General features: G+C 66.5%; 19 protein-coding genes and 6 tRNA genes. 10 read left to right on the top strand and 15 right to left on the bottom strand.

Annotated features, from left to right (window positions below; genetic code table 11):
* Nucleotides 1–41 precede the first annotated feature (41 nt).
* The 4 genes from CBI38_RS17145 to CBI38_RS17130 form a co-directional block, all read right to left on the bottom strand.
* Nucleotides 42–2,150, bottom strand: coding sequence for a 3-hydroxyacyl-CoA dehydrogenase NAD-binding domain-containing protein (locus CBI38_RS17145; RefSeq protein ID WP_109330616.1), 2,109 nt, complete (start codon nt 2,148–2,150; stop codon nt 42–44).
* Entirely contained in the window at nt 2,151–3,359 is a 1,209-nt protein-coding gene (locus CBI38_RS17140; protein ID WP_109330614.1) for a thiolase family protein, read from the bottom strand. It abuts the gene before it with no gap.
* Between the two features lie 145 nt (nt 3,360–3,504).
* A complete protein-coding gene (locus CBI38_RS17135) occupies nt 3,505–4,863 on the bottom strand; it encodes a ribonuclease D (protein ID WP_109335156.1) in 1,359 nt (452 codons plus the stop codon).
* Nucleotides 4,864–4,912: 49 nt separating this feature from the next.
* Nucleotides 4,913–6,307, bottom strand: a complete 1,395-nt coding sequence (locus CBI38_RS17130) for a WS/DGAT/MGAT family O-acyltransferase (RefSeq protein ID WP_109335155.1) — start codon at nt 6,305–6,307, stop codon at nt 4,913–4,915.
* 159 nt (nt 6,308–6,466) lie between these two features.
* Here CBI38_RS17130 and CBI38_RS17125 point away from each other — a divergent pair, with 159 nt between their 5' ends.
* Nucleotides 6,467–7,714, top strand: coding sequence for an alpha/beta hydrolase (locus CBI38_RS17125; RefSeq protein ID WP_109335154.1), 1,248 nt, complete (start codon nt 6,467–6,469; stop codon nt 7,712–7,714).
* Nucleotides 7,715–7,717: 3 nt separating this feature from the next.
* Here the strand turns inward: CBI38_RS17125 and CBI38_RS17120 are convergent, their stop codons facing one another.
* Nucleotides 7,718–8,311: a DUF3000 domain-containing protein gene (locus CBI38_RS17120; protein ID WP_109330612.1), complete on the bottom strand. Its 594-nt coding sequence runs from the start codon at nt 8,309–8,311 to the stop codon at nt 7,718–7,720.
* A gap of 161 nt (nt 8,312–8,472) precedes the next feature.
* On the opposite strand from CBI38_RS17120, the gene hemE reads away from it, so the two are divergent.
* The 4 genes from hemE to CBI38_RS17100 are packed head-to-tail and all read left to right on the top strand — an operon-like array spanning nt 8,473 to nt 13,962.
* Nucleotides 8,473–9,540: a uroporphyrinogen decarboxylase gene (gene hemE, locus CBI38_RS17115; protein ID WP_204164972.1), complete on the top strand. Its 1,068-nt coding sequence runs from the start codon at nt 8,473–8,475 to the stop codon at nt 9,538–9,540.
* Nucleotides 9,537–10,898, top strand: coding sequence for a protoporphyrinogen oxidase (locus CBI38_RS17110; RefSeq protein ID WP_109330608.1), 1,362 nt, complete (start codon nt 9,537–9,539; stop codon nt 10,896–10,898). The genes hemE and CBI38_RS17110 overlap by 4 nt, the downstream gene beginning before the upstream one ends.
* 4 nt (nt 10,899–10,902) lie before the next feature.
* On the top strand, nt 10,903–11,598 hold the full coding sequence (hemQ, locus tag CBI38_RS17105; RefSeq protein WP_109330606.1) for a hydrogen peroxide-dependent heme synthase: 696 nt from the start codon (nt 10,903–10,905) through the stop codon (nt 11,596–11,598).
* A gap of 15 nt (nt 11,599–11,613) precedes the next feature.
* Nucleotides 11,614–13,962: a molybdopterin-dependent oxidoreductase gene (locus CBI38_RS17100; protein ID WP_230989872.1), complete on the top strand. Its 2,349-nt coding sequence runs from the start codon at nt 11,614–11,616 to the stop codon at nt 13,960–13,962.
* On the opposite strand, the gene msrB is transcribed toward CBI38_RS17100, so the two are convergent.
* From msrB to CBI38_RS17080, 4 genes are read right to left on the bottom strand one after another with little or no spacing between them, the layout of a single operon-like run.
* A complete protein-coding gene (gene msrB / locus CBI38_RS17095; protein ID WP_109330604.1) occupies nt 13,922–14,359 on the bottom strand; it encodes a peptide-methionine (R)-S-oxide reductase MsrB in 438 nt (145 codons plus the stop codon). The genes CBI38_RS17100 and msrB overlap by 41 nt on opposite strands.
* Before the next feature lie 55 nt (nt 14,360–14,414).
* The gene (locus CBI38_RS17090; protein WP_109330602.1) at nt 14,415–15,719 is read right to left on the bottom strand and encodes a glycosyltransferase family 87 protein; all 1,305 of its coding nucleotides are present in this window, start codon (nt 15,717–15,719) and stop codon (nt 14,415–14,417) included.
* A 57-nt stretch (nt 15,720–15,776) separates the two neighbouring features.
* Nucleotides 15,777–17,342, bottom strand: coding sequence for an alpha/beta hydrolase (locus CBI38_RS17085; protein WP_204164764.1), 1,566 nt, complete (start codon nt 17,340–17,342; stop codon nt 15,777–15,779).
* A gap of 23 nt (nt 17,343–17,365) precedes the next feature.
* Nucleotides 17,366–18,154: a pyrimidine reductase family protein gene (locus CBI38_RS17080; RefSeq protein WP_109330600.1), complete on the bottom strand. Its 789-nt coding sequence runs from the start codon at nt 18,152–18,154 to the stop codon at nt 17,366–17,368.
* 34 nt (nt 18,155–18,188) lie between these two features.
* On the opposite strand from CBI38_RS17080, the gene zapE reads away from it, so the two are divergent.
* The gene (zapE, locus tag CBI38_RS17075) at nt 18,189–19,205 is read left to right on the top strand and encodes a cell division protein ZapE (RefSeq protein ID WP_109330598.1); all 1,017 of its coding nucleotides are present in this window, start codon (nt 18,189–18,191) and stop codon (nt 19,203–19,205) included.
* 10 nt (nt 19,206–19,215) lie between these two features.
* Here zapE and CBI38_RS17070 read toward each other — a convergent pair whose 3' ends face one another.
* Entirely contained in the window at nt 19,216–19,746 is a 531-nt protein-coding gene (locus CBI38_RS17070) for a GNAT family N-acetyltransferase (RefSeq protein WP_109330596.1), read from the bottom strand.
* Nucleotides 19,747–20,283: 537 nt separating this feature from the next.
* Between CBI38_RS17070 and CBI38_RS17065 the strand changes: the two genes are divergently transcribed.
* Nucleotides 20,284–20,772 (top strand): 2-isopropylmalate synthase, encoded by a 489-nt coding sequence (locus tag CBI38_RS17065; RefSeq protein WP_109330594.1) that lies wholly within the window; start codon nt 20,284–20,286, stop codon nt 20,770–20,772.
* Nucleotides 20,773–20,847: 75 nt separating this feature from the next.
* Here the strand turns inward: CBI38_RS17065 and CBI38_RS17060 are convergent.
* The 5 genes from CBI38_RS17060 to CBI38_RS17040 all read right to left on the bottom strand — a co-directional run bounded on the left by CBI38_RS17060 (nt 20,848) and on the right by CBI38_RS17040 (nt 21,325).
* Nucleotides 20,848–20,922 (bottom strand) — tRNA-Val (locus tag CBI38_RS17060).
* A 15-nt stretch (nt 20,923–20,937) separates the two neighbouring features.
* A tRNA-Gly gene (locus CBI38_RS17055) sits at nt 20,938–21,013 on the bottom strand.
* 71 nt (nt 21,014–21,084) lie between these two features.
* Nucleotides 21,085–21,156: transfer RNA gene (locus CBI38_RS17050), tRNA-Val, on the bottom strand.
* Nucleotide 21,157: 1 nt separating this feature from the next.
* Nucleotides 21,158–21,228: transfer RNA gene (locus tag CBI38_RS17045), tRNA-Cys, on the bottom strand.
* A 24-nt stretch (nt 21,229–21,252) separates the two neighbouring features.
* A tRNA-Gly gene (locus CBI38_RS17040) sits at nt 21,253–21,325 on the bottom strand.
* Between the two features lie 231 nt (nt 21,326–21,556).
* Between CBI38_RS17040 and CBI38_RS17035 the strand changes: the two genes are divergently transcribed.
* The 3 genes from CBI38_RS17035 (at nt 21,557) to CBI38_RS17025 (ending at nt 23,630) form a co-directional block, all read left to right on the top strand.
* Nucleotides 21,557–21,628, top strand: a tRNA-Val gene (locus CBI38_RS17035).
* A gap of 162 nt (nt 21,629–21,790) precedes the next feature.
* Complete coding sequence (locus CBI38_RS17030) at nt 21,791–22,993, top strand: RtcB family protein (RefSeq protein ID WP_109330592.1); 1,203 nt, start codon at nt 21,791–21,793, stop codon at nt 22,991–22,993.
* A 226-nt stretch (nt 22,994–23,219) separates the two neighbouring features.
* Complete coding sequence (locus CBI38_RS17025) at nt 23,220–23,630, top strand: TIGR02611 family protein (protein ID WP_109335151.1); 411 nt, start codon at nt 23,220–23,222, stop codon at nt 23,628–23,630.
* The last annotated feature ends 45 nt before the right edge of the window (nt 23,631–23,675 follow it).

Here is a 23,675-nt window from a genome sequence, read left to right as displayed (position 1 = left end):
GGGCGAAGGACGCCGTGGCGTCCTTCGCTCCCACCAGGAAGTCAGACGCTTGCGACGCCCGGCGCCAGGAACCGCTTCCCGTTGACTGCCTCGGAGGTGCCCGTGCGGTCCAGGTACGGCGTGATGCCACCGTTCCAGAAACCGAACCCGCCGCCCAGGATCAGGCAGAGATCGATGTCCTCGGCCGCGGCGACGACACCCTCGTCGAGCATGATCTGGATCTCTTCGGCGAACGCGCGACGAGTGCGCTCCAGAACCTCTTCGGACGTGGACGCCTTGTCGCCCTGCTTCCACAATTCGGCGACCTCGGGGTCGACGACCTGTTTTCCGTCGGCGCCGTAGCTCCACACCGCGGGCTTCTTGGCCTCGACCAATGCCTCGAGCCCGGGGGAGTTGTGGAACCGCTCGGGGTACGCCTCGGCGAGCGTCTCACCGGTGTGCAGCGCGACCGCCGGTCCGACGAGTGCGAGCAGCGTGAAGGGCGTCATCGGCATGCCCAGTTCGGCGATGGCGTTGTCGGCCACCTCGAACGGGGTGCCCTCGTCCACCGCGTTCATCACCTCACCGAGGGTGCGGATCAGAAGCCTGTTGAAAACGAAGCCGGGCAGGTCGGCGGAACCGACGGCCGACTTCTTCAGCGCCTTCGCGGTCGCGAATGCCGTTGCCAGAGTGGCGTCGTCGGTCTTCTCACCCTTGATCACCTCGAGCAGCGGGAGGACCGCAACAGGATTGAAGAAGTGGAAGCCGACGACCCGCTCGGGGTGCTTCAGGTCCGCGGCCATCTTGGTGATCGACAGCGAAGACGTGTTGGTCGCCAGGATCGTCTCGGGAGCGATGTACTCCTCGAGTTCCGCGAAGATCTTCTTCTTCAGATCGAGATTTTCGAACACGGCCTCGATCACGAAGTCGGTCTTCGCGAAGGCGGACTTGTCCAGCGATCCCGATACCAGGCCCTTGAGGCGGTTCGCGGCGTCGGGAGACAGCCGCCCCTTGCCCTGGAGCTTGTCGATCTCACCGTGGACGTAGCCGACACCCTTGTCGATGCGCTCCTGGTCGATGTCGGTGAGGATCACCGGAACCTTCAGTTGCCGCACGAACAGCATGGCGAGCTGGCTGGCCATCAGGCCGGCGCCGACGATGCCGACGCCGGTGACCTTGCGTGCGAGGGACTTGTCCGGCGCGCCCGCGGGACGCTTCGCCCGCTTGTTCACCAGGTCGAATGCATACAGCCCGGCGCGGAGCTCGTCCGCCAGCAGAAGGTCGGCGAGAGCTTCGTCTTCGGCGGCGAAACCCTTGTCGAGCGACGCCGGATCGGTGAGGTCGGTGTTGCGAGCCAATTCCAGCAGCTCGACGGCCTTGACCGGTCCGGGAGCGTTGTTCTTCGTCTTGCCTTCGACGATGGCCTTCGCGCGCGAGATTGCCTCGTCCCAGCCCTGACCCCGATCGATCTCGGGACGGGACGGAGTGATCTCACCCGCGAGAACCTGTGCCGCCCAAGCGAAGGACTGCTCGAGGAAGTCGGCCGAACCGAACACGGCATCGACGACACCGAGCTCGAGAGCCTTCTTCGGGTTGAGAATCTTGTTCTGGTTCAGCGCATTCTCGAGGACGACGGTCACCGCGTTCGAGGGCCCGATCAGATTGGGCAGCAGCTGTGTTCCGCCCCAGCCGGGGACCAGACCGAGGAAGGTCTCGGGCAGACCCAGCGCGCCGGCGCTCTCGGATGCCGTGCGGTAGTGGCTGTGCAGCGCGACCTCGAGACCGCCGCCGAGCGCGACCCCGTTGACGAAGGCGAAGGTCGGCACGGAGGACTCACGCAGGCGACGGAACACCCTGTGACCCAACCGGCCGAGCTCGAGCGCCTGCTCGCGGTCGGTAATGCTCGGGACGCCCTTGAGGTCGGCGCCGGCAGCGAAGATGAACGGCTTGCCGGTGATCGCGACCGCAACCGGGTTCGCCGCGAAGGCCTCTTCCAGGGCTGCGTCGAGGGCAGCGAGGCCGCTCGGGCCGAACGACGACGGCTTGGTGTGGTCGAAACCGTTGTCGAGCGTGATCAGGGCGACCGGACCCTCGATGCCCGGGACTGCCACGATCTTGGTGTACGCGTTCGTCACGACCTCGTCGGCGAATGCTGTGGTGATAGAAGTCATTTACTTCGCTCCGTCGAAAATCGGGTTCTCCCAGATCACCGTTCCACCCATGCCCAGACCGATGCACATCGTGGTCAGGCCGTAGCGGACGTCGGGACGCTGGGCGAACTGGCGGGAAAGCTGAGTCATCAGGCGCACGCCGGAGGACGCGAGCGGGTGACCGCAGGCGATGGCGCCACCCCACTGGTTGACCCGCGGATCGTCGTCGGCGATGCCGTAGTGCTCGAGGAAGGCGAGCACCTGTACGGCGAATGCCTCGTTGATCTCGAACAGGCCGATGTCCTCGATCTTCAGACCGGTACGGGCGAGCAGCTTCTCGGTGGCAGGGACTGGACCGATGCCCATCACGGCGGGGTCGACACCCTGGAACGCGAATCCGACCATGCGCATGCCGATCGGCAGTCCGAGCTCGTGTGCCGTGTCCTCACCCGCGAGGATCGCCGCGGTGGCGCCGTCGTTGAGACCGGCCGCGTTGCCTGCGGTGATGCGGCCCGCCGGACGGAACGGAGTCTTCAGCTTGGCGAGGTCTTCGATCGTGGTGCCGGGGCGCGGCGGCTCGTCCTCGGTGGCGAGTCCCCACCCCGCGGCGGAGCGGGTGGCCACCGGAACGAGGGTGTCGGCGATGAAACCGGCCTTCTTGGCGGCGTCGTACTTGTTTTGGCTGGCGACGGCGTACGCGTCGGTGCGGTCCTTGGTGATGCTGGGGAACCGGTCGTGCAGGTTCTCGGCGGTGTTGCCCATCACCAGAGCACTGGGGTCGACGAGGCGGTCGGCGAGGAATCGCGGGTTCGGGTCGGCGCCCTCACCCATCGGGTGGTGACCCATGTGCTCGACGCCTCCGGCGATCACCACGTCGTACTGGCCGAAACCGATGCCGGACGCGGTGGTGGTGACCGACGTCATGGCGCCGGCGCACATTCGGTCGATCGCGAAACCGGGCACCGTTTCGGGCAGGCCGGCGAGGATGCCGGCGGTGCGGCCGATGGTCAGACCCTGATCACCGGTCTGCGTGGTCGCGGCGATGGCGACCTCGTCGATCCGGGCGGGATCGAGCTGCGGATTGCGGCGGAGTAGTTCACGAATGGTTTTGACGACGAGGTCGTCTGCCCGGGTCTCGGCGTACATGCCCTTGGGGCCGGCCTTGCCGAACGGGGTCCGGATCCCGTCGACGAACACGACGTTGCGTTGCGATGTGGTGGATGGAGCCACGCGAATTCCTCCTGATGGAGCAGTCTGGTGCCGGATCACGGCCAAGCGTCCGGCCTCGGGCACAGACTACCCCTATCGTTACTCGCGGGTAACTTAATGGGTGCTTCATCAGGATTTTGCCCGTAGAACCGGGCGATCGTGCCGGTCAGGCGCTGGGCGGCTCGTCGCCGGGGGGCGCCGACATTGCCGCGCCGAGCACCGGCACCGTCAACTCCCGCTGCCACGGACGCGCGCCACCCGCTGCGAGGATGCGGTCGACGGATGCCCCGACGTCCCCGTCCACGGGCGGCGTCCAGTCCCAGCACAGTCGGCGCACGAGATCCGGGGTCAGCAAATTCTCCACCGGAACCGACACCTCCTCACCGAGAGTTGCCAGCGCAGCACGAGCCGCCGTCAACCGGTCGGCAGCGGCCGGATCGTGCCGCGCCCACCGGCTCGGCGGAGGTGGTCCCGTGAAGGGCTGAGTCTTGGGTGGCAGCTCGGTGTCCGGCAACGCCCGTGCCTCCTCCAGCGCCGCCAACCAGATTCGCGTGTGCCGCCGCTGACGCGGGCCGCCGAACACCGGAAGGGCGCGCAGAGTGTCGATGCTCCGCGGACTCTTCACCGACGCCTCGATGATCGCGGAGTCGGGCAGCACCCGGCTGGGGGAGACGTCACGAGTGCGGGCAAGGTCCTCCCTAGCCTGCCAGAGGGAGCGCGCCGCGGCGAGCTGGCGTTGCGTCTTCAACGACGTGATGTGTGAGGTTCGACGCCAGCGGTCGGGCTTGGGCTTCGGCGGACCGGCCAGCCGGATGTGCTCGAACTCCTGCGCCGCCCACTCGGTCTTACCCTGCTTCTCGAGTTCCGCGGCCATGACCTCGCGCAACTCGATGAGAACCTCGACGTCGAGTGCGGCATAATTCAGCCACGAGTTGGGAAGAGGTCGCTTCGACCAATCCGCGGCACCGTGCCCCTTTCTCAGCTCGAGGCCCAAGGTCCGCTCCACGATGGCGGCAAGTCCCACCCGCTCGAAGCCCGCGAGACGACCGGCGAGTTCGGTGTCGAACAAGGCCGCCGGTGCCAGCCCCAGCTCGGCCAGCCCCGGCAGATCCTGATCAGCGGAATGCAGAATCCACTCCAGCGGATTGATCGCCTCCGCGAGCGGTGCGAGGTCGGCCGCCGTCGGAATCGGATCGAGCAGCACCGTCCCCGCGCCTTCCCGGCGCAGCTGCACCAGATACGCCCGAGCCGAATACCGGAAACCGGAAGCACGTTCGGCGTCCACAGCCAAAGGCCCGGTGCCCTCACTCAACGCGGCAGCCGCCTTCGCTACACCCTCCGCTGTGGTCACGACCTGCGGTACCCCATCACGCGGGGCGAGAAGCGGCACTACCTGCAGGGCGGTCTGCTCGTCGGCAACAGTGGACGAGGTCTCGTCGGTGACAGTGGACGAGGTCTCGTCGGTGACAGTGGACGAGGTCTCGTCGGTGACAGGGGACGAGGTCTCGTCGGTGACTTCGGACATGAGACCTGACTCTACGTCGCCGCCCGATTCCTGCAGCGATTCGGCGGTGTCAGGCACGGGTGACCGCGGCCTTGGCGAGTTCGTCCAGAGCGTCGGGGAACGCGTCGGCAAGGTCCCAGAGCTGTGGAGCGAGCTCCGGGCAGCTCATCAAGCCGATGTCGAGCTGCCCGTTCAAGGACATCACCGTCACATTGAGGCCGGCCCCGTGGAAAATCGGTCCCATCGGATACATCGCCTTGATCAGGGCGCCCAGGAAGTAGAGCGGATCTGTTGGCCCCGGCACGTTCGAGATCACCAGGTTGTGCACGACGGGATGACGTTCGGCCAGTCCGAGTGTGGAGTACAGGCGCATGGCGGCTCCGAATACCGACTGCCCGATGAACTGGGACCAGTCCTGCAGGAGGGTCGCGCCCAACGTCTCGTTGTGCTCTTTCGACGTCGAGTTGTGTTCGGCGATGGCGAGCAGTCGTTCCGCAGGATCCTCGATATCGCTGCCCAGTTCGGTGAACATCCCGCTCACCTGATTGGTGCCGGGCCGGTCCGACTTGCCGCGCACCGACACCGGAACGATGGCGACGAGCGACTTGTCGGGTAGTTCCCGACGCGTATCGAGGTAGGTCCGCAATGCCCCCGAGCAGAGGGCGAGGACCACGTCGTTCACCTTGACCCCGAAGGCGTTCTTCACCTGTTTGACGAGGTCGAAATCGAGCTGGGTGAAGGCAATGGTGCGGTGGCTGGTCAGCGTGCCGTTGAGCGAAGTTCGGGGCGCGGTGAACGGCGCGGGCATTGCGTCTCCACGCCGTGCACGGTCGATCCAGCGGGGGAGCAGGCCGACGCTCCGGGGAATGATCTGCAACAGCTTCACCGGCCGTGACGCGACGGACAGCAATCCACCGACGGCGATCTCGAGTGAGCTGGCGCCGCCGGCGCCCTGGGCGGAGTCTGCGGGATCGGGCCTCGGCGAATCGGGTTCGAGGCTGCACAGCTGGGCGATCATGCTCGCGCCGGTAACTCCGTCGACTCCTGCGTGATGCATCTTGGACATGACCGCGACGGACCCGTCGTCCAAGCCCTCGATGACCCACATCTCCCACAGTGGCCGTGCGCGATCGAGCGGTTGCCCCGCGATGTTTCCGCACAGTTCGGCGAGCTCCTCCCGTCCGCCGGGGGCTGGAACGGCCACCCGATGGCAGTGCCGGTCGATGTCGAAATCGGCGTCGTCGACCCAGACGGGGTGGTCCAGATTGAAGCGGGAATCCTGCAGCTTCCGCCGGAACGAAGGGATGGCTTCGGTCCGGATGCCGAGTTCCTCTTTCAGCCGGCCGTAGGAGTAGCCGCCGGGGACCGTCGACGTATCGAGCACGATGAGCCCGCAGACGTGAAGGAGCTGCGTCGAGGTTTCGAGGTACAGGAAGGAGGCATCGAGCCCGCTGAGTCGCTGCATCTTCAAATAGTAGAACACGTTCTAGTAATCAGTCCATGGAAAGGAAAGAATGCGAGATGGGCGGCCCCCGAGGCGTGAAGGACGTGCGCAGTGATGTGTTCAGCTCGGTACTCGCTGGCGCCTGGCGACGATCGATAGAACATGTTCTACGATGTCGGGATGACTCGAGGCTTCGTTCTCCGGCACGGCGTGGGGGCCGCGCTCGCCGCCAACGCGCTGCGTCCCCTGCCCGGCGCACCGACGTCGGTGTTCGCCTTCTTCTCCGGATGGCTGACAACCGAATTGGCGCCGCACCTCCTCGCGGCGACTGCTGCGGACACGGCCGTCCATGTCGCGCGACACGGAATCCGTTCGCGCACCGACCGCATCGGGGTCGCACTCGCACTCGCCTCGATGAGCGGACTGGCCGCCGCGATCGCCACCGGCCGTGGAGCAGGTGAGGAAGCCGAAAGCGCGCTGGTCGAGGCGCTCGGCGAAAACTACACCGATCGCGACGAGGCCATCGAACGTTCGGGACGGCCGGTATGGCGTCAGCTGCTCAATCCGTTCCGGATGGCCAACGAAGACGTCACCCGCATCCGCAACCTCGCGTACGGCCCGGGCGGTCGTCGTGCGCAACTCGACATCTACCACCACAAGGACCGCCCGGCGAGCAGCCCCATCCTGCTGCAGATCCACGGCGGCGGGTGGGTCATCGGCAACAAGGACCAGCAGGGTCTGCCGTTGATGTTCGAGATGGCGTCGCGCGGATGGGTGTGCGTGGCGGTGAACTATCCGCTCTCGCCGCGGGCCAAGTGGCCCGAACACCTCGTAGCGATCAAGCAGGCGCTGGCCTGGATGAGGAAGAATATCGAGAACTACGGCGGCAACCCCGACTTCATCGCTGTCACGGGTGGGTCCGCGGGCGGTCACCTGGCTTCCATGGTGGGTCTTACCGCCAACGACCCACGGTTTCAGCCCGGTTTCGAGGACGCCGACACTTCCGTACACGCGTGCGTCCCGTATTACGGCGTCTACGACATCGCCGGTGACTCCGGGATCAGGGCCGTCCTGCAGCGTGTCCATTCCGGACTGATGCCGTTGATCCTCGGCAGGCACGCCACCTTCCCCGACGACTACCGGGCCGCGTCACCGTTGGCACAGGTGCGGGCCGACGCGCCGCCGTTCTTCGTCATCCACGGCGCGAGCGACTCCCTCGTGCCGGTCGCGGAGGCACGGTTCTTCGTCGACGAGTTACGCAAGGTGTCCCGCAATCCTGTCGCCTACGCCGAACTGCGGGGAGCCCAGCACGCCTTCGACATCTTTCCGTCGATTCGCAGCATCTCGGTGACCCAGGCGGTCGGGCGGTTCCTGGAATGGTCGCGAAGTGCCACCACCGACGTTCCGGCGGCTGAGGAACCGGCGTAGCGGCTAGTCGCCGTTCTGGGTCTTGAGCTGCGCGACACCGGCCGGTGGCAGGCCCGCGGCGTAGGCCAGCACCTCGCAGAACGCCTCGACGTGGGCCGCGAGTTCTACGGACGTCGCGGTCCACGACGCGCGGAGTTCCAATTGGTGTGCGTGTGGTGGTCCGGCGATGTCGCCGTAGCGGACGGACGTGGTGGCGGTGACCGTGCCACCGAGCGCAGTGAGTGGTTCCGACCGCGACTCGAGGGCATCGACGAGCCAGCTCCACGCGACCTCGGGAAGCAGCGGGTCCGCCGCGACAGCGGCATCGAGGTCGGCCTGAATGTAGGCGACCAGCCGCATCGTGCCGTTCCAGGCTTCGTCGCCCTCCGGGTCGTAGAGGAGGATCAGCCGGCCGAACGCGTCGCCCTCGCTCTGTTCGGCAACGACACCGGTGTCCTCGTGCACGACTTCCGCACCGACGGCGTAGCTGAACGGCGCCAGTCGCTGAGGGGGCCGGATGGGGCCCAGCTCGATGTCCGCACGAACCTGCGCGGAGTTCATCGCATCGACGGCGGCGCGGAACTCGGCGGGTTCGGCGCGCGATCCCGAAGTCGTCACAGCTCGGGACGTTAGACCCGGACGTTCGCATCTCGTCGGAGGCGCGCCGAGCAGGGCCGATCGGCGACGGCGCGAGGACATGGCAGCATGAGAGCTGCCGAAATACGAGCCGGCAGAGAGCGTGAGGACCGATGAGCGGGTTGGAAAGCACGAATGCAGGCATGGCCGAGCGGGCCACGTTCACCTCGAGGAGGGTGCTTCCCGACGCACCGTTCCTCGCGGCCGCGAACGGTCGCACGCCGAGTCACCGTCCTGTCTGGTTCATGCGGCAGGCGGGGCGCTCACTGCCCGAGTACCGCAAGATCAGGGCGGGCATCGGAATGCTCGAGTCGTGCTTCGACCCTGCCCTGGTCAGTGAGATCACCATGCAGCCGGTGCGCCGCCACGGTGTCGATGCCGCGATTCTCTTCTCCGACATCGTCGTGCCGCTCAAAGCGGCCGGTATCGACCTGGACATCGTGGCGGGAACGGGGCCCGTGGTGGCCAACCCGGTTCGATCGATCGGGGACGTGGCAGCGCTGCCACGGCTCGTCCCCGAGGAGGTGGGCGCGGTGGCCGAGGCAGTCCGGCTGCTCACGGTCGAACTCGGCTCGACCCCGTTGATCGGCTTCGCGGGTGCCCCCTTCACCCTCGCGTCGTATCTGGTCGAGGGCGGCCCCAGCCGCAACCACGAGCGCACCAAGGCGCTCATGCACTCCGACCCGAAGACGTGGCACGCACTACTGAGCACCCTGGCCGACACCACGATCACGTTCCTGCAGGCCCAGTTGCGCGCCGGGGTGGACGCAGTCCAGCTGTTCGACTCGTGGGCGGGCGCACTGTCACTGGCGGAGTACCGCGAGTTCGTCCTGCCCCACTCGGAACGAGTGTTCGCCGAGATTCAGAGCGCCGGTGTTCCGCGAATCCACTTCGGCGTCGGTACCGGCGAACTGCTCGGTGCGATGGGGGAAGCGGGTGCCGACGTGGTAGGCGTCGACTGGCGGATTCCCCTGGACGTCGCGGCCCATCGCGTCGGCCCGGGTAAGGCGCTGCAGGGCAACCTCGATCCTTCGGTGCTGTTCGCCGGACCGGCGGCCGTCGAGAAGCAGGTCCGCCGGATCGTGGCGGAGGCCGATGCCGCGATGGCATCCGGGACGACCGGTCACATCTTCAACCTCGGTCACGGCGTTCTGCCCGACACCGACCCGGGAGTCCTCACCGCCGTCGTCGAGTTGGTGCACTCGCTGTGACGGTGTCGTCGCCGAATGTGCTCGTGGTCGGCGGCGGCATCTCCGGGCTGGTCGCGGCGTACCGCCTGCGTCAGCAATTGGGCGACGGAGCGCGCATCACCCTCGCGGAGGGTGCTGGGCGACTCGGCGGCAAGCTGCGCACGGACCTACTGGCGGGGGAGCCCCTCGATCTGGGGGCGGAGGCCTTCATCGCACGACGCCCTGAGGTGCCTGCGCTACTGACCGAATTGGGTCTGACCGAGCAACTTGTGCATCCGGCGGGCCTGCGTCCGCTCATCTGGTCCCAGAATTCGCTGCACCCGTTGCCGCAGAACACGCTGATGGGCATCCCCGCCCGGCCCGAGGACCTCGCCGGACTGGTCGACCACGGGACACTCGCCCGGATCGAGGAGGAGTCGGAGCTGCCCCTGCGCTGGGTTCCCGGCTCCGACGTCGCGGTGGGTTCGCTGGTGGGCGAGCGGTTCGGGGAGCAGGTCGTGCGGCGCTCGGTCGATCCGCTGCTCGGCGGCGTGTATTCGGGTCTTGCGGACACGATCGGAGTGCGGGCCGCCCTGCCCACACTTGCCGCCGCCCTCGATCGCGGAGCGGCAAGCCTGTCTGCCGCCGTGGCGGAGGCGCTTCCTCCGCCCTCCGCCGGGCCGGTCTTCGGGGCCTTGCGCGACGGCTACGGAGTTCTCCTCGACGCGCTCGCCGCCGCCGCACGCGCGCACGTCGTCCACGAACAGATACGGACCATCACCCGCGAGTCCGACGGCTGGTCGGCCGATCCGGTCGGGCTCGTGGACGGCATCGTCCTCGCCGTACCCGCACCGCAACTGGCGGACCTGCTCGCCGAGATCGCGCCTGGTGCGGCTGCGGCCGCCGGGCGGATTCCCCTCGCCTCCTCTGCTGTTGTGGCGTTGGCTCTTCCCGCCGCGGCGGACCTACCGCAGAACTCGGGAGTCCTCGTCGCAACAGACGCGTCGCTCGCCGCCAAGGCCTTCACGCTGTCGAGCCGGAAATGGCCCCATCTCGCCGGTCGGGACGTGGCAGTGGTCCGCGCGTCGTTCGGCAGGTTCGGTGACGCCGGCATCGTCGATGCGCCCGACGCGGATCTCGTCGCGGCGGCGCGACGCGACCTCGGTACGGTCACCGGAGTGACGGACGAACCGGTGGCGGCACGGGTCCAGCGGTGGTACGGCGGGTTGCCGCAGTACGGCCCCGGGCATCTCGACCGGGTGGCCGAGATCGAGCGCGACATCGCAGGTCTGGAGGGTGTCGAGGTGTCCGGCGCGTTGCTCCACGGGGTGGGGGTTCCCGCCTGTGTCGCCTCTGCGACGACGGCGGCTACACGCCTCGCCGAGCGAGTGGCACGATAGACCCATGGCACGCCTCGACTTCGACGCATTGAACTCTGAAATCCGCTACCTGATGTTCTCCGTGTTCCAGGTGGAACCCGGTGTTCTCGGGGACGACCGGGAAGCTGTGATCAAGGAGGCTCGGATCTTCTTCGAGGCTCAGGCGGAGAAGGGGGTCGTCGTCCGCGGACTCTATGACGTGGCCGGTCTTCGCGCCGATGCGGACTTCATGATCTGGACCCATTCGCCGAGCATCGAGGCGCTGCAGGCCACGTACTCCGACTTCCGGCGCACCACCGCGCTCGGGCGGGCGAGCGCACCCGTGTGGAGCAATGTGGCCTGTCACCGCCCTGCCGAGTTCAACAAGAGTCACATCCCCGCATTCCTCGCGGGGGAGGACCCGGGCAACTACATCTGCGTGTACCCGTTCGTGCGGTCCTACGAGTGGTACCTCCTGCCGGACGAGGAACGCCGCAAGATGCTCGCCGACCACGGCATGGCCGCCCGCGCCTACAAGGACGTCCGCGCCAACACCGTGCCCTCGTTCGCGTTGGGGGACTATGAGTGGATCCTCGCGTTCGAGGCGCCCGAGCTGTACCGCATCGTCGATCTCATGCGCGATCTCCGGGCCACCGAGGCACGCCTTCACGTCCGGGAGGAAGTACCGTTCTTCACCGGTCCCCGGGTGGATGTGGAGAAGCTCGTCACGGCTCTTCCGTGATTCACCGCACCGTCCATGAGTGACGTCGACGAGGCGGACCGCGGGGTCCGCTACCAGCACATGTCCCATTGGGGGATGTTCGAGGCCCAGGTGTCGGACGGCGAGGTCGTCGCGGTTCACCCGTATTCGGGTGACTCGGACCCTTCGCCGGCGCTGGGTAACATCGCCGGTTCGATCCGCAACAAGGCGCGCATTACCGGCCCTGCCGTGCGGCGCGGCTGGCTCGAGAACGGACCCGGTCCCAGCAGTGCCCGAGGCTCGGACGAGTTCGTGTCCGTCGACTGGGAAGAGCTGACGGAGCGCCTTTCCGGTGAACTGCGCCGAGTGATCGACACGTACGGCAACAGCGCGATCTTCGGCGGCTCCTACGGTTGGGCCAGCGCCGGGCGGTTCCACCATGCGCAGAGCCAGGTGCACCGGTTCCTCAACTCGCTCGGTGGCTATACACGGTCCGTCCACAGTTATTCACTGGGTGCGACGGGCGTGATCATGCCCCGCGTCGTCGGTACGCACTGGAAGTTGTTCGCGCGGTCGACGTCCTGGAAAGTCATCGCCGAGCACACCGAACTTCTGGTGTGCTTCGGCGGTGTCCCGCTGAAGAACACCGGAGTGAACCACGGCGGCACGAGCGACCACCCGACACGAGGCGCGCTGGACGCGCTCCGACGTCGCGGTGGCTGCATCGTGTCCTTCAGTCCGCTGCGTGACGACCTCCATGGTGCCGCGGAACGGCACGCACCCGTCCCCGGCACCGATGTCGCCATCATGCTCGCCCTCGCCTACGTTCTGGCGACGGAAGGCCTGCACGACACGGCGTTCCTGGCAAGCCATTGCGTCGGTTACGACCGTTTCGAGGAGTACCTGCTCGGACGTTCCGACGGAGTGCCCAAATCGCCGGCGTGGGCGGAGCAGATTTCGGGAATCGCCGCGGACGAACTGGTGGTACTGGCGCGACGGATGGCGGCGAGCCGGACCATGGTGACCGTCACGTGGTCGTTGCAGCGCGTGCGGCACGGGGAGCAGGCGCCGTGGATGGGCGTCACTCTTGCCGCGATGCTCGGACAGGTCGGTCTGCCCGGCGGGGGCTTCGGCCATGGCTATGGTTCGATGAACGAGCCGGGCCTCGCACCCGTGCCGTACCCCCTGCCCACCCTGCCGCAGGGACTCAACCCGGTCCCGGATTTCATCCCGGTGGCGGCGGTCTCGGACATGCTCCTGAATCCGGGAGCACCCTTCGACTACGACGGTCAGCGGCTGAGCTATCCGGATATCCGGATGCTGTACTGGGCTGGGGGCAACCCGTTCCACCACCATCAGGATCTTGGCCGGCTCAGGCGGGCGCTGGCACGCCCCGAGACGATCGTGGTCCATGAGCCGTACTGGACCCCGATGGCACGGCACGCCGACATCGTGGTGCCGTCCACCACGTCGCTCGAGCGGGACGACATCAGCTGCACCCGCAACGACCCGCTGCTCGTCGCCATGCACGCCGCAGTGCGCCCGTACGCCGATGCCCGGGACGATTACGACACCTTCAGCGCACTCGCCCGCAGGCTGGGTGTCGGCGAGAAGTTCACCGAAGGACGCTCGTCGCAGCAATGGCTCGAGCACCTCTACGAACAATGGCGCGGATTCGTCCGGGCGGACGGCGGCCCGGCGCCGATCTTCGACGACTTCTGGACAGACGGGCAGGTGCGGATGCGCACCGAAGACGACCTCGTGCTGTTCGGCGATTTCCGTGCCGACCCGGCCACGTACCCGCTCGCGACACCCAGCGGTCGCATCGAGATCTTCTCGGCAGACATCGACAGCTTCGGTTACGCGGACTGCGCCGGCCATCCACGCTGGTACGAGCCGGAGGAATGGCTCGGTGGCGATCGAGCACAGCAGTATCCGCTGCACCTGATCGCCAATCAGCCGCGGAGTCGGCTGCACAGCCAACTCGATCACGGCGCGACCAGCCGGGAATCGAAGATCAAGGGCCGCGAACCGCTCCGGATCCACCCCGATGATGCCGCGGCTCGCGGCGTCGTCGCCGGTGACGTCGTCCGGGTCTACAACGATCGCGGCTCCTGCCTCGCCGGTGTCGTGGTGGACGACGGTGTCCGGCGAGGCGTGGTGCAGTTGTCGACGGGTGCCTGGTACGACCCGCTCGACCCCACCGACCCGGAGTCGCTGTGCGTGCACGGCAACCCGAACGTGTTGACCGCGGACGTGGGCAGTTCTTCACTGTCCCGCGGCTGCACGGGCCAGCACGTGCTGGTGCAGATCGAACGCTATCTGGACGAGCTGCCGCCGATTCGCGCCTTCGACCCGCCGACGATCACTTCTCGGTCGGCTCGAGGACCAGTGAAATGGAGTTGATGCAGTAACGCTGGTCGGTCGGGGTGGGGTAGCCCTCGCCTTCGAAGACGTGACCGAGATGGCTGTGGCACGTCTTGCAGATGACCTCGACGCGGCGCATACCCAGCGATGTGTCCTCGCGGAGAATGACGGCATCGGAATCGGCGGGGTCGAAGAACGACGGCCACCCGCAATGGGATTCGAATTTCTCGGTACTGCGGAACAACTCCGCGCCGCATGCGCGGCAGTGGTAGACACCCTCGGTTGTCGTGTCGGTGTATTCACCCACGTAGGGACGTTCGGTTCCGGCCTGCCGCAGTACCGCGTATTCCTCGGGCGTCAGCTTCTCCCGCCATTCACTGTCGGAGAGGACGACCTTCGGTGCGGACTGGGTGGGATCCTTCTGCTGCGAACTCATGGCTCCACGCTAATACGTTTCGAGTTCGCGGGTCCGTCAGCGCCCGGCGAGACTGCTACGACTTGGCGACAGCCGACTCCGCTTCCGGTTCCGGTGCGAGCTCGGGTTCCGTCGACGGGGTCTTCGGGCGAGGTTCGAGGAGGAACGCCGGATCGATGCCCTGATCCAGCCGACCCTCACGCTTCGCGGTGACGTAGCGGACTGCGAGCACCCCGAAAATGACGATCAACAGCAGACTCCACCCGAGGGTGGTCTTCATGTATTCGGCGGTGCGGCCCGCCTCGACGAACCGTCCCGACAACCAACTGTCGTAACTGAGGAACCCGTACACCGCCAGCCACGCCGGCCAATTTCGCATCACCGAGTTCTTCAGTACCACCGACATGACGAGCGGGAACAGCATCATCGAGTAGTACATCTGGCCCAGCGAACCGAGCAGCCAGGACGCGGTCAGCAGGACACCGGACGTGGTCACCACGAAGAACAGTTCGTCGTGCCGGTAGTAGCGGTACAGCAGCCAGAGGGACCCCGCCACCAGTGCGGCGAAAATTCCACGGAGCGTGAAGATCATCCACGTCGGGAGACCGTAGTACCTGCCGTTGCCCACGATCGCGCTGTTGAAGTAGTCGCGCGACTCCATCAGGTACGGAACGGTGTGGTGAACGAAGTCCATCGGATCCGCCGACAGCGGCCACGCTACGGCGGTGAGGACGAGGGGGATGCCGAGGGCGGTGACGAACACTTTCCACTGCCCGCGGACGAGAGGAAGTAAGAGAAGTGGCGCCAGGATCGGTTTCACCGCGAACGTCAGGCCGATGGCGACGCCGGACCACATGTCCCGTCGCTTCATGAGCAGCACCAGGAACGCGATCTCCCCGAGCAGCACCAGACCGTTGATGTTGGTGAAGACCAGCGTGTTCGTGACAGTTTCCGACGAAAACGTCGCGAAGAGAAGGATCGGGGCGGCGATCGAGTTCAGGCCGAGGCCGAACAACCGCAACAGCAGGTACAACGCGATGACGATGGCGATCGTGTTGGCCAGGATGAAGAGCCACCGCGACTTCTCGGGATCGATGATCGCGATCGGTGCCATCAGCAGCGTTCCGGACGGCGGATACAGGTAGTGCGGGTCCACCCAGTCGAAGTTGGCGGTGTAGACGGGGCGGCGGTTGAGGAACGCCAGGGCAGCGTTGTAGACCGGCCGGAAGTCGTCGGTGATGTAGCCGTTGACCGCCTTGACAACCACTCGATGCAGCACGGTCATGACGGCGATCGGCCACAACGCGAAGTTGATGACCTCGTGAGGAGTCCGCCCGGTGCGCGGTTCGAGATGTCGAAGGAACACCACGGCACGGTACACCGGCTAGCCGTGACATGCGGTCACGCACCCCCTGCGGGTGTCGGGCCCGGTTACCGGCTAGGCGGGGCAGGCGCTGCCGTCGGGAGGCAGTGTTCCGTCGGCCAGATACGAGACGATGGCCTTCTGCGCGCAGTCCGAGTGGGTGGCCGGGTGACCCCGGCCGTGCCACGTCAGGGTGGCGGTGGTGGCGCCCGCGCTGCCCACTGCTCCGGTGACGGTGCCGACGCCGGCGTTACCGACGACGGGGTCGGCCGCGCCGCTGAGTACGAGCACGGGCATCGAGAGGTCACCGGGGAGCGCGGGCGGTGCGGTCGCAGGCCACGACGTGCACAGCAGGAGGCCCACGGCCGCATCGGGGCCGAACAACGGAAACTGCTCACCCCACACGCGCTGGAGTTCGCGCACGCGATCCGGGGCAGGCCACTGCTGCCCGTCCGTGCACCGGGTGATGAACTGGCCGTCGGACTCGTAGGCCGCCTCCGCCTGCGCTGCGAGGGCCAGCAGCGGCGCGGTGTTGCCGGCGGTGGCGGCCGACACGGCGTCGGACAACATGCGTACCCGGCCCTGCTGGTCACCTCCGGCCGTACCCAGCACCCCCGAGATCGCCGTGAGCAGCGCATTCGACGACACCCCGGGGATCCGACCGGCCGCGGCCGCGGCAACGGCTGCGGTGACCGCAGCCCGCGGGTCGGGGCCGAGGGAACAGTTCAGTGCGGTGCACTGCCGGGCGAAGGCGTCGAACGCCGCTTCCTGTCCGGCCACCTGCTGCTCGGTGACGGTTGCGGCGTCCACGGTGGTCACCGCGGGGGAGTCGAGGACGAGCCGGCCGACCCGTCCCGGGTATTCGGCGGCGTAGCTCAATGCAACGGCGCTCCCGTTTCCGGTGGCCAGTATCCCGAGGGAGTCGACCTCCCACGTGCGACGCAGCGTTTCGATGTCATCTGCGGCGTGGGTGCTGTCGAAGGCGAGTTCTTGCGGTTGCAGATAATCGGTACAGGCGATGGTGGCATCTCGCCCGAGAGCGGCCACCTTGTCGACCTGGTCGCCGGCACCCGGATCGAATTGTCCCAGGTCGGCCAGCCTGCGCCGAAGGTCGGAGGTCGGCGGCGAAAGGCATTCGATTTTCTGTGACGACGCGATTCCGCGGCGATCGACGGCGACAACCGGACGCGTCGAGAGCAGAGTCGACAACCCTCCCGTGCTGAGCGCGGCGAGCGTCGACGTCGACGACCGGTCCGACCCGGACGTCAGGACGAGGGGGGCAGCGTTTGCCGGGGTGTCCGCGAGTCGCGCCCGCATCGCGCCCATTGTGAACGATCCGGGAAGGACTCCGCTCTCGTCGACGGCCGATTCGTACGACGCGCACTCGAAGATCAGACCCGAAGGCGCCACCACTCCGGGGCCCAGCGTCTCGAGGGTGCCCGGGGTGCAGTCTGTCCACGTGAGGTCCGTCTTCGGAACCTGCAACTGGGGCGGGGGAGCGTCGGCGTTCTGGGATTCTGTCGGGGTGGGTTCGCTGCCGCCGCCCTCGCGTTCGACGGCGACGTGCGGCCGGTTCGACGGTCCGGCTCCGCACGCACTGCACACCACGAGAACCAGTGCGAGCAACCCCAATCTGCGCATGCCGGACAGCCTGCCAGGTTCCTTCACGGGCGGGGAAGCCGCACCCAGCGTGTCAGAACCGTGCCGTCTGTGTCGGCGAGGACGTGCGCAGGTGTCATCGAGACCGTGGCGACGTGGGGAGAAGTGGCGATGCGCCCGGCGGTTCCCCCCACCAGGACGGGTGCCGTGGTGAGGCAGAGTTCGTCGACGAGGTCGTCGGCCACGAGCTGTCCGAACAGGCTCGGCCCGCCCTCACAGAGAATTCTGCGCAGTCCCAGCCCCTCCACTGCGGCGATCACCTCAGGACCTGTGATCTCCGAACCGCCGGTGCGAATGACGTGAGCACCGGCCTCGACGAGGGCGGCCACCCGGACCGGATCGGCGGCGGCGCAGGTGATCACGATGGGCGCGACCTCGGTGTCGGTGAACAGTCGGGCGTCGGCGTCGAGGTGTGCCCGTGCCGAGACGACCGCAATCGGCGGGACGGCGGACAATCCCGATGCGATACGGCGTTGCCTGCCGTCCGCGTCAATTCGCACGCCACCGTAGTTTTCGGCGCGGACGGTTCCTGCTCCCACCAGGACGACGTCGGCCGCCTCCCGAAGGGTGTCGAACACCTTCTTGTCGGCGGGCGTTCCCAGCGTTCCGCTCACACCGCCGACAGAGACGGCTCCGTCGATGCTGCACACGAAATTCGCCCGCACCCACGGTCGCGGCATCTCCACCGGGTACGCATACAGCTCACGCAATGCGTCCCCGGTCACTTCACCGGTATCCGTCCCCGACTGCCCGGAGTCCGATGTGAGGTAGGTCGCAATATGTACACGCTGCATGTTAGTGATCACAACACGTGGATACCCTGCTTGTATGCATGCACGTCTTGTCGATCGCAGCCCCGTGGTGCCGGCTGATCAGTTGGTCGCTCAAATGGTGCCCCCGGCCATGTTCGACGAGGTGAGCTTCGCGTCGTACATCCCGGACCCCGCCGAGCCCAGCCAGGCCGTGGCTGTGCAGAAGGCCGAGGAGTTCTCGAAGAAGGTCGGCAAGATCCGCAGCGGCGGCCGACGTGGCCTCTTCGGGAAGAAGACGCCGTCCACCGGTGCCGGTCTCTACCTCGACGGTGGGTTCGGCGTCGGCAAGACCCACCTGCTCGCGTCGATCTACCACAGCGTCCCGTCGCCGAAGGCATTCGGCACCTTCGTCGAGCTGACCCACGTGGTCGGCGCGCTGGGGTTCAACAAGGCGGTCGAGCAGCTGTCCGACCACAGTGTCCTCTGCATCGACGAGTTCGAACTCGACGATCCGGGTGACACCATGCTCGTGTCCCGGTTGCTGTCCGAGCTGTCCGCGCGTGGTGTGTCCATCGTCGCGACGTCGAACACCCTTCCCGGCCAGCTCGGTGAGGGCCGCTTCGCAGCGCAGGACTTCCTGCGGGAGATCAAGAAGCTGGGCTCGATCTTCGAGACCATCCGGGTGGATGGCCCCGACTACCGGCACCGCGACCTGCCGCCGGCGCCCGACCCGATCTCCTCGGAGGAACTCCTCGAGCGTGCCGACGCCATCCCCGGTGCCACACTCGACGACTTCGATGCGCTGTGTGCGCACCTGAGCACCCTGCACCCGTCGCGATACAACAAGCTGGTCGAGGGCATCCCGGCCGTGTTCCTGGACGGTGTCCATCCGGCCGACGACCAGTCGGTGGCTCTGCGGCTCGTCGTTCTCGCGGACCGCCTGTACGACGCCAGCATCCCGGTGACGGTGGCGGGCGCGAAGCTCGACTCCATCTTCACGCCCGAGATGCTTGCCGGTGGGTACCGCAAGAAGTATCTCCGCGCCACCTCACGGCTCCTCGCGTTGTCGCGCTTCGAGGTAGCCGCGAACTGAGCCGGCAGGCTCAGAGGGCCCGCTGCATCACGAAATCGTGGTGTAGCTGCGACCCCACCAGGAAGGTCTTCGTCCCGACAGTCTCGAAGCCGTGCTTCTCGTAGAAACGCTGAGCGCGCAGGTTCTCCTGATTGACTCCGAGCCACAGTCCCGCACAATCCCCGGCGACGGCGCGCTCGACGATGGCGTTCATCAGCGCGGACGCGACTCCGGTGCCGTGATTGCCCGGCAGCACATACAGCTTGCTGATCTCGGTGACGGGACGCAGTGACACGCTCCGGGCCACCTCGGGATCTGCAGGTTCTCCGTCGATCAACATTGCATAGCCGACGATGGCGCCTTCGTGGGTCACCTTGAGCACGGTTCGGCGCGGGTCGGTGAGGTACTCGGAAAATCGTTCCGCCGACAGCACATCATCGATGAAGGTGGCGATGTCGTCCTGGGTGGCGCCAGGTGGGCAGGCGAGCGGAAACGTCGCCGCCGCTACGTCGGCGATCGCCTCGGAGTCCCAGATCCCCGCGGAATTTATTTCGACCGTCACCGTTCAGTCACCGCGTCTTTCCTGTTCGTCACCATTATGTGCGTACTGTCCCGCAACCGCGTGCTCACCGCAATCTGCCACGCCCTGCGCGGCGTGTGAAACCGACCGTATGCGATGCTTCGTCGTCGACTGCGCAGAGTCCGGCGCAAGGCGAGAACGACAGCCCGAATCGGTGACCGTCCGGGGACTTTGTTCGACGGAGGTGACCCGGAACAAGACTGAGCCCCAGCCTTGGATGGGGGGTCATGGCTGGGGCTCATTGCCATCGGGGGGGTGGATGGCACGTTCGACGATACATGAGGATTTCCTCACGTTCCAGGCCCGTGGATAACAATTTCGTCACCGGGAAGATGCGCGGCCGAATTCCTCGATGAGGTGGCAGGTTGTCCTTCGGGACGATCCTCGCCTAGAGTGTCTTCCCATGCAGCGCATTCTCGTAGTTCTCCGCCGTAGCGGGGTCTGATACGGACCGACCCCTCGCTGCGGGTCGTTGAGCTACGCGTTGGTCCTCCCTTCACTTTCAGGAAGACCACGAGAATGAGCACCTCCACTTCGTTTGCCGCAACTTGTCGCACGTCGAGCAGCGCCGCCGATCCCTTCGCGACGCGTCACGGAAAGCCGCTCCCCCGCGAATTCGCGGACGAGGCAGCCGGGATGAGCTGGACCGCGTTCGAGAGCCTGTATGCGCCGATGTCCGGCCCGTTCCGTCTCGGTCGATGGTCCGAGAAGAAAGCCGCCCCAGGCCTGTGGGTCTTCGAGGCGACCTTGGGTATCGGAGAATCGATCTGCACGATGAGCGCACTCGCGCCGGGCCCGGTGTCCGCGATGACGTCGATGCTCTACGACGCCGGATGTTCGATCGAGATCCTCGCCTTCCACCAGCATCGAATCGGGCACCGCACGGCAACGTTCCTGAGGTGCGAGGCGGGGGGAGTGCGACTGTGGACGATGGGAATCGGTGAATCCGACACCGAGTCGGCGCTGCGCGCGATGATTTCCGGTGCGAATAGGGTGCACTCGGCGTGACAGACAGCGGTTCGGCCCCGGTCGTATGACCGGGGCCGAGCCGCTGGGAACGTCTTTTCGGATGAACCGAAGAGATGGTGCGCGATACTGGGATTGAACCAGTGACCTCTTCCGTGTCAGGGAAGCGCTCTCCCGCTGAGCTAATCGCGCGAGATCGAGAAGAAATGGAGCGGACGACGGGATTCGAACCCGCGACCCCAACCTTGGCAAGGTTGTGCGCTACCAGCTGCGCCACGTCCGCATGCGTGAAAACCTCCGAGTCCGGGGGAGTTCACTGTCGTGCAAGTACTACAGTCCTACGATCTATCTCGGTGCGCGATACTGGGATTGAACCAGTGACCTCTTCCGTGTCAGGGAAGCGCTCTCCCGCTGAGCTAATCGCGCGAGGTGGAGACGGGAATCGAACCCGTGTGCACGGCTTTGCAGGCCGTTGCCTCACCACTCGGCCACTCCACCGTGAAGGTTGAGTCCAACCTCTCGAGCGGACGACGGGATTCGAACCCGCGACCCCAACCTTGGCAAGGTTGTGCGCTACCAGCTGCGCCACGTCCGCATGCACCGTGTAACTCGCGGAGAATGTTCTCCGTGGTGCGGTTGAGAACATTAGCCGACCATGCCTGTTAGTTACAAATCTGCAGGTCATGACTGCTGCCGGGCTTCGGGGCGCATGCGGAAAGCGGTGGTCTGTGCGGGTGACCGCGAATCACCACGACGTGATTTTCGTTCGGCCGGTCCGTCGTGTTAATGTTCCAACTCGTTCGAGCGCGAGCATGTGGCGTGCCTCGGTCCCGTGGCTCAGTGGAAGAGCGTCCCGTTCACACCGGGGAGGTCGCTGGTTCGATCCCAGCCGGGACCACCGAGAACACGAAGAGGGCGTTTCCGGGAATTCGGAGACGCCCTCTTCTGCATGTGCCCTCACGTGCCGATATTCGGTTGTCCGGGTACCCGGAAACGGCGAACAATGACAGGGCAGGCCGAACCGCACCCGCGGTGGCCGCTGTCGAAGGATCGAAGTCGAATGTTTCCCGTCACCCTCGAAGGCACTGCCGCGCCGACCTTGATGTGGGCGGAGGAACGGTCCATAGAGCCGGCCGCACTTGCCCAGCTCCGCACCATGGCAGACCTGCCGTGGGTCCACGGTGTCCGCGTCATGCCCGACGTCCATGTCGGTAAGGGCGCGACGGTCGGCTCCGTCATCGCGATGCGTCAGGCTGTCGCACCTGCCGCCGTGGGGGTCGACATCGGCTGCGGCATGACAGCGGTCAGGACCGATGTCACCGCCGACGACCTGCCGGACAGTCTGCGGTCGCTGCGCGCGCGCATCGAGCGTGCGGTTCCGGTGGGATTCGCCATGCACGAGAACTCTCTCGACACCGGTGCCCTCTCGGTGTCCGGCGCCGGCGTCCACAAGGGATGGACGCGATTCTGGCAGGAGTTCCGCGATCTGCACCCGGGCGTCCAGTCTCGTGAATCGAAGGCGATGAAGCAGATCGGAACGCTCGGCGGCGGGAATCACTTCATCGAGGTGTGTCTGTCCGACGCAGAGGAGGTGTGGCTCATGCTCCACTCCGGATCCCGCAACATCGGGAAGGAACTGGCCGAGCGACACATCGCCGTGGCGCGGACGTTGCAGCACAACCAGAGGCTGGTCGATCGTGATCTGGCGGTCTTTTTGGCAGGTACACCCGAGATGGACGCCTACCGCCACGACCTGTCGTGGGCCCAGGAATACGCGGCCCGCAACCGCGCCGTCATGCTCGCCCTGATCATGCAGGCATTCCGGGACGCTCTGCCGACTCGGCCCGTCCGTTTCGACGATCCGATCTCGTGTCACCACAACTATGTGTCCGAGGAGGTCGTCGACGGGGAGACGATGCTCGTGACCCGCAAGGGTGCTATTCGCGCAGGAAAGGGAGATCTCGGTCTCATTCCCGGTTCCATGGGCACCGGTTCGTACGTGGTGCGCGGACTGGGGTCGGAACTGTCCTTCAACTCCGCCTCGCACGGCGCCGGTCGGACCATGAGCCGTACGAAGGCGAAGAAGCGTTTCACGGTCGACGACTTGAGGCGTCAAACGTCCGGCGTCGAGTCGCGTAAGGACGCCGGGGTGATCGACGAGATCCCGGCCGCGTACAAGGACATCGAGCAGGTGATCGATGCTCAGGCCGATCTGGTCGAGGTCGTCGCACACCTGCGGCAGGTCGTGTGTGTGAAGGGCTAGACCGGACCTGACGGCGCGACCGTGCCCCGGGCACTGGGTAGGGTGGACGATGGCAGTTTCACTCGCGCCTCCGTGCCTGCTTCGTCACGGATTGCCGTTCACACTGGGTCGACACACGAGGGGCAGGTAGATCGTGAGCACCGGGGAAGTCCGGCCGGACGAGGCCGACCGTGCCGACAAGGCCGACACGGAGGGGCCGGAACCTGTCGACACGGAGGATTCCGACCTGTCGCCGTTCCAGGAGGCGGAGAGCCGCTGGAAGCGGTGGCGCGCTCGGATCGCCGCCAAGCCGAGTCTGAACCTCGGTTACCGCATCGCCGTCGGCGTGATCGGCGCCTTGGTGCTGGCCGCCGGCGTGCTGGCAATTCCGTATCCCGGTCCCGGATGGCTGATCGTTTTCGCCGGACTCGGCATCCTGGCGTCCGAGTTCGAGTGGGCCCATCGACTGCTCCGCTTCGCGCGGACGAAGTACGACGCCTTCATGGACTGGTTCTCCCGGCAGTCGCTGCTCGTCAAGGGTGCCGGCGCGGTGCTGACGGGTCTGATCGTGCTGGCCACCCTGTGGTTACTGGGAACGTTCGGTCTGGTCGGGACGTGGGTCGGCCTCGACTACCCGTGGCTGGAGAGTCCCCTCTAGCGGACGCATGATTGGGTAGCACAGCTGGGCCGATAGCATGGGCTG

This window comes from Rhodococcus oxybenzonivorans, assembly GCF_003130705.1.
Lineage (GTDB): Bacteria > Actinomycetota > Actinomycetes > Mycobacteriales > Mycobacteriaceae > Rhodococcus_F > Rhodococcus_F oxybenzonivorans.
The sequence above is the reverse complement of the archived record's forward strand: the minus strand, read 5'-3'. Positions and strand labels throughout refer to the sequence as shown.

Coding starts and splice junctions, on each gene's coding strand:
- CBI38_RS17145 (WP_109330616.1), bottom strand. CDS start 2,150: ATGACTTCTATCACCACAGCATTCGCCGACGAGGTCGTGACGAACGCG.
- CBI38_RS17135 (WP_109335156.1), bottom strand. CDS start 4,863: ATGTCCGAAGTCACCGACGAGACCTCGTCCCCTGTCACCGACGAGACC.
- CBI38_RS17130 (WP_109335155.1), bottom strand. CDS start 6,307: ATGCAGCGACTCAGCGGGCTCGATGCCTCCTTCCTGTACCTCGAAACC.
- CBI38_RS17125 (WP_109335154.1), top strand. CDS start 6,467: ATGACTCGAGGCTTCGTTCTCCGGCACGGCGTGGGGGCCGCGCTCGCC.
- hemE (WP_204164972.1), top strand. CDS start 8,473: ATGGCCGAGCGGGCCACGTTCACCTCGAGGAGGGTGCTTCCCGACGCA.
- hemQ (WP_109330606.1), top strand. CDS start 10,903: ATGGCACGCCTCGACTTCGACGCATTGAACTCTGAAATCCGCTACCTG.
- CBI38_RS17100 (WP_230989872.1), top strand. CDS start 11,614: ATGAGTGACGTCGACGAGGCGGACCGCGGGGTCCGCTACCAGCACATG.
- msrB (WP_109330604.1), bottom strand. CDS start 14,359: ATGAGTTCGCAGCAGAAGGATCCCACCCAGTCCGCACCGAAGGTCGTC.
- CBI38_RS17085 (WP_204164764.1), bottom strand. CDS start 17,342: ATGCGCAGATTGGGGTTGCTCGCACTGGTTCTCGTGGTGTGCAGTGCG.
- CBI38_RS17080 (WP_109330600.1), bottom strand. CDS start 18,154: ATGCAGCGTGTACATATTGCGACCTACCTCACATCGGACTCCGGGCAG.
- zapE (WP_109330598.1), top strand. CDS start 18,189: ATGCATGCACGTCTTGTCGATCGCAGCCCCGTGGTGCCGGCTGATCAG.
- CBI38_RS17065 (WP_109330594.1), top strand. CDS start 20,284: ATGAGCACCTCCACTTCGTTTGCCGCAACTTGTCGCACGTCGAGCAGC.
- CBI38_RS17030 (WP_109330592.1), top strand. CDS start 21,791: ATGTTTCCCGTCACCCTCGAAGGCACTGCCGCGCCGACCTTGATGTGG.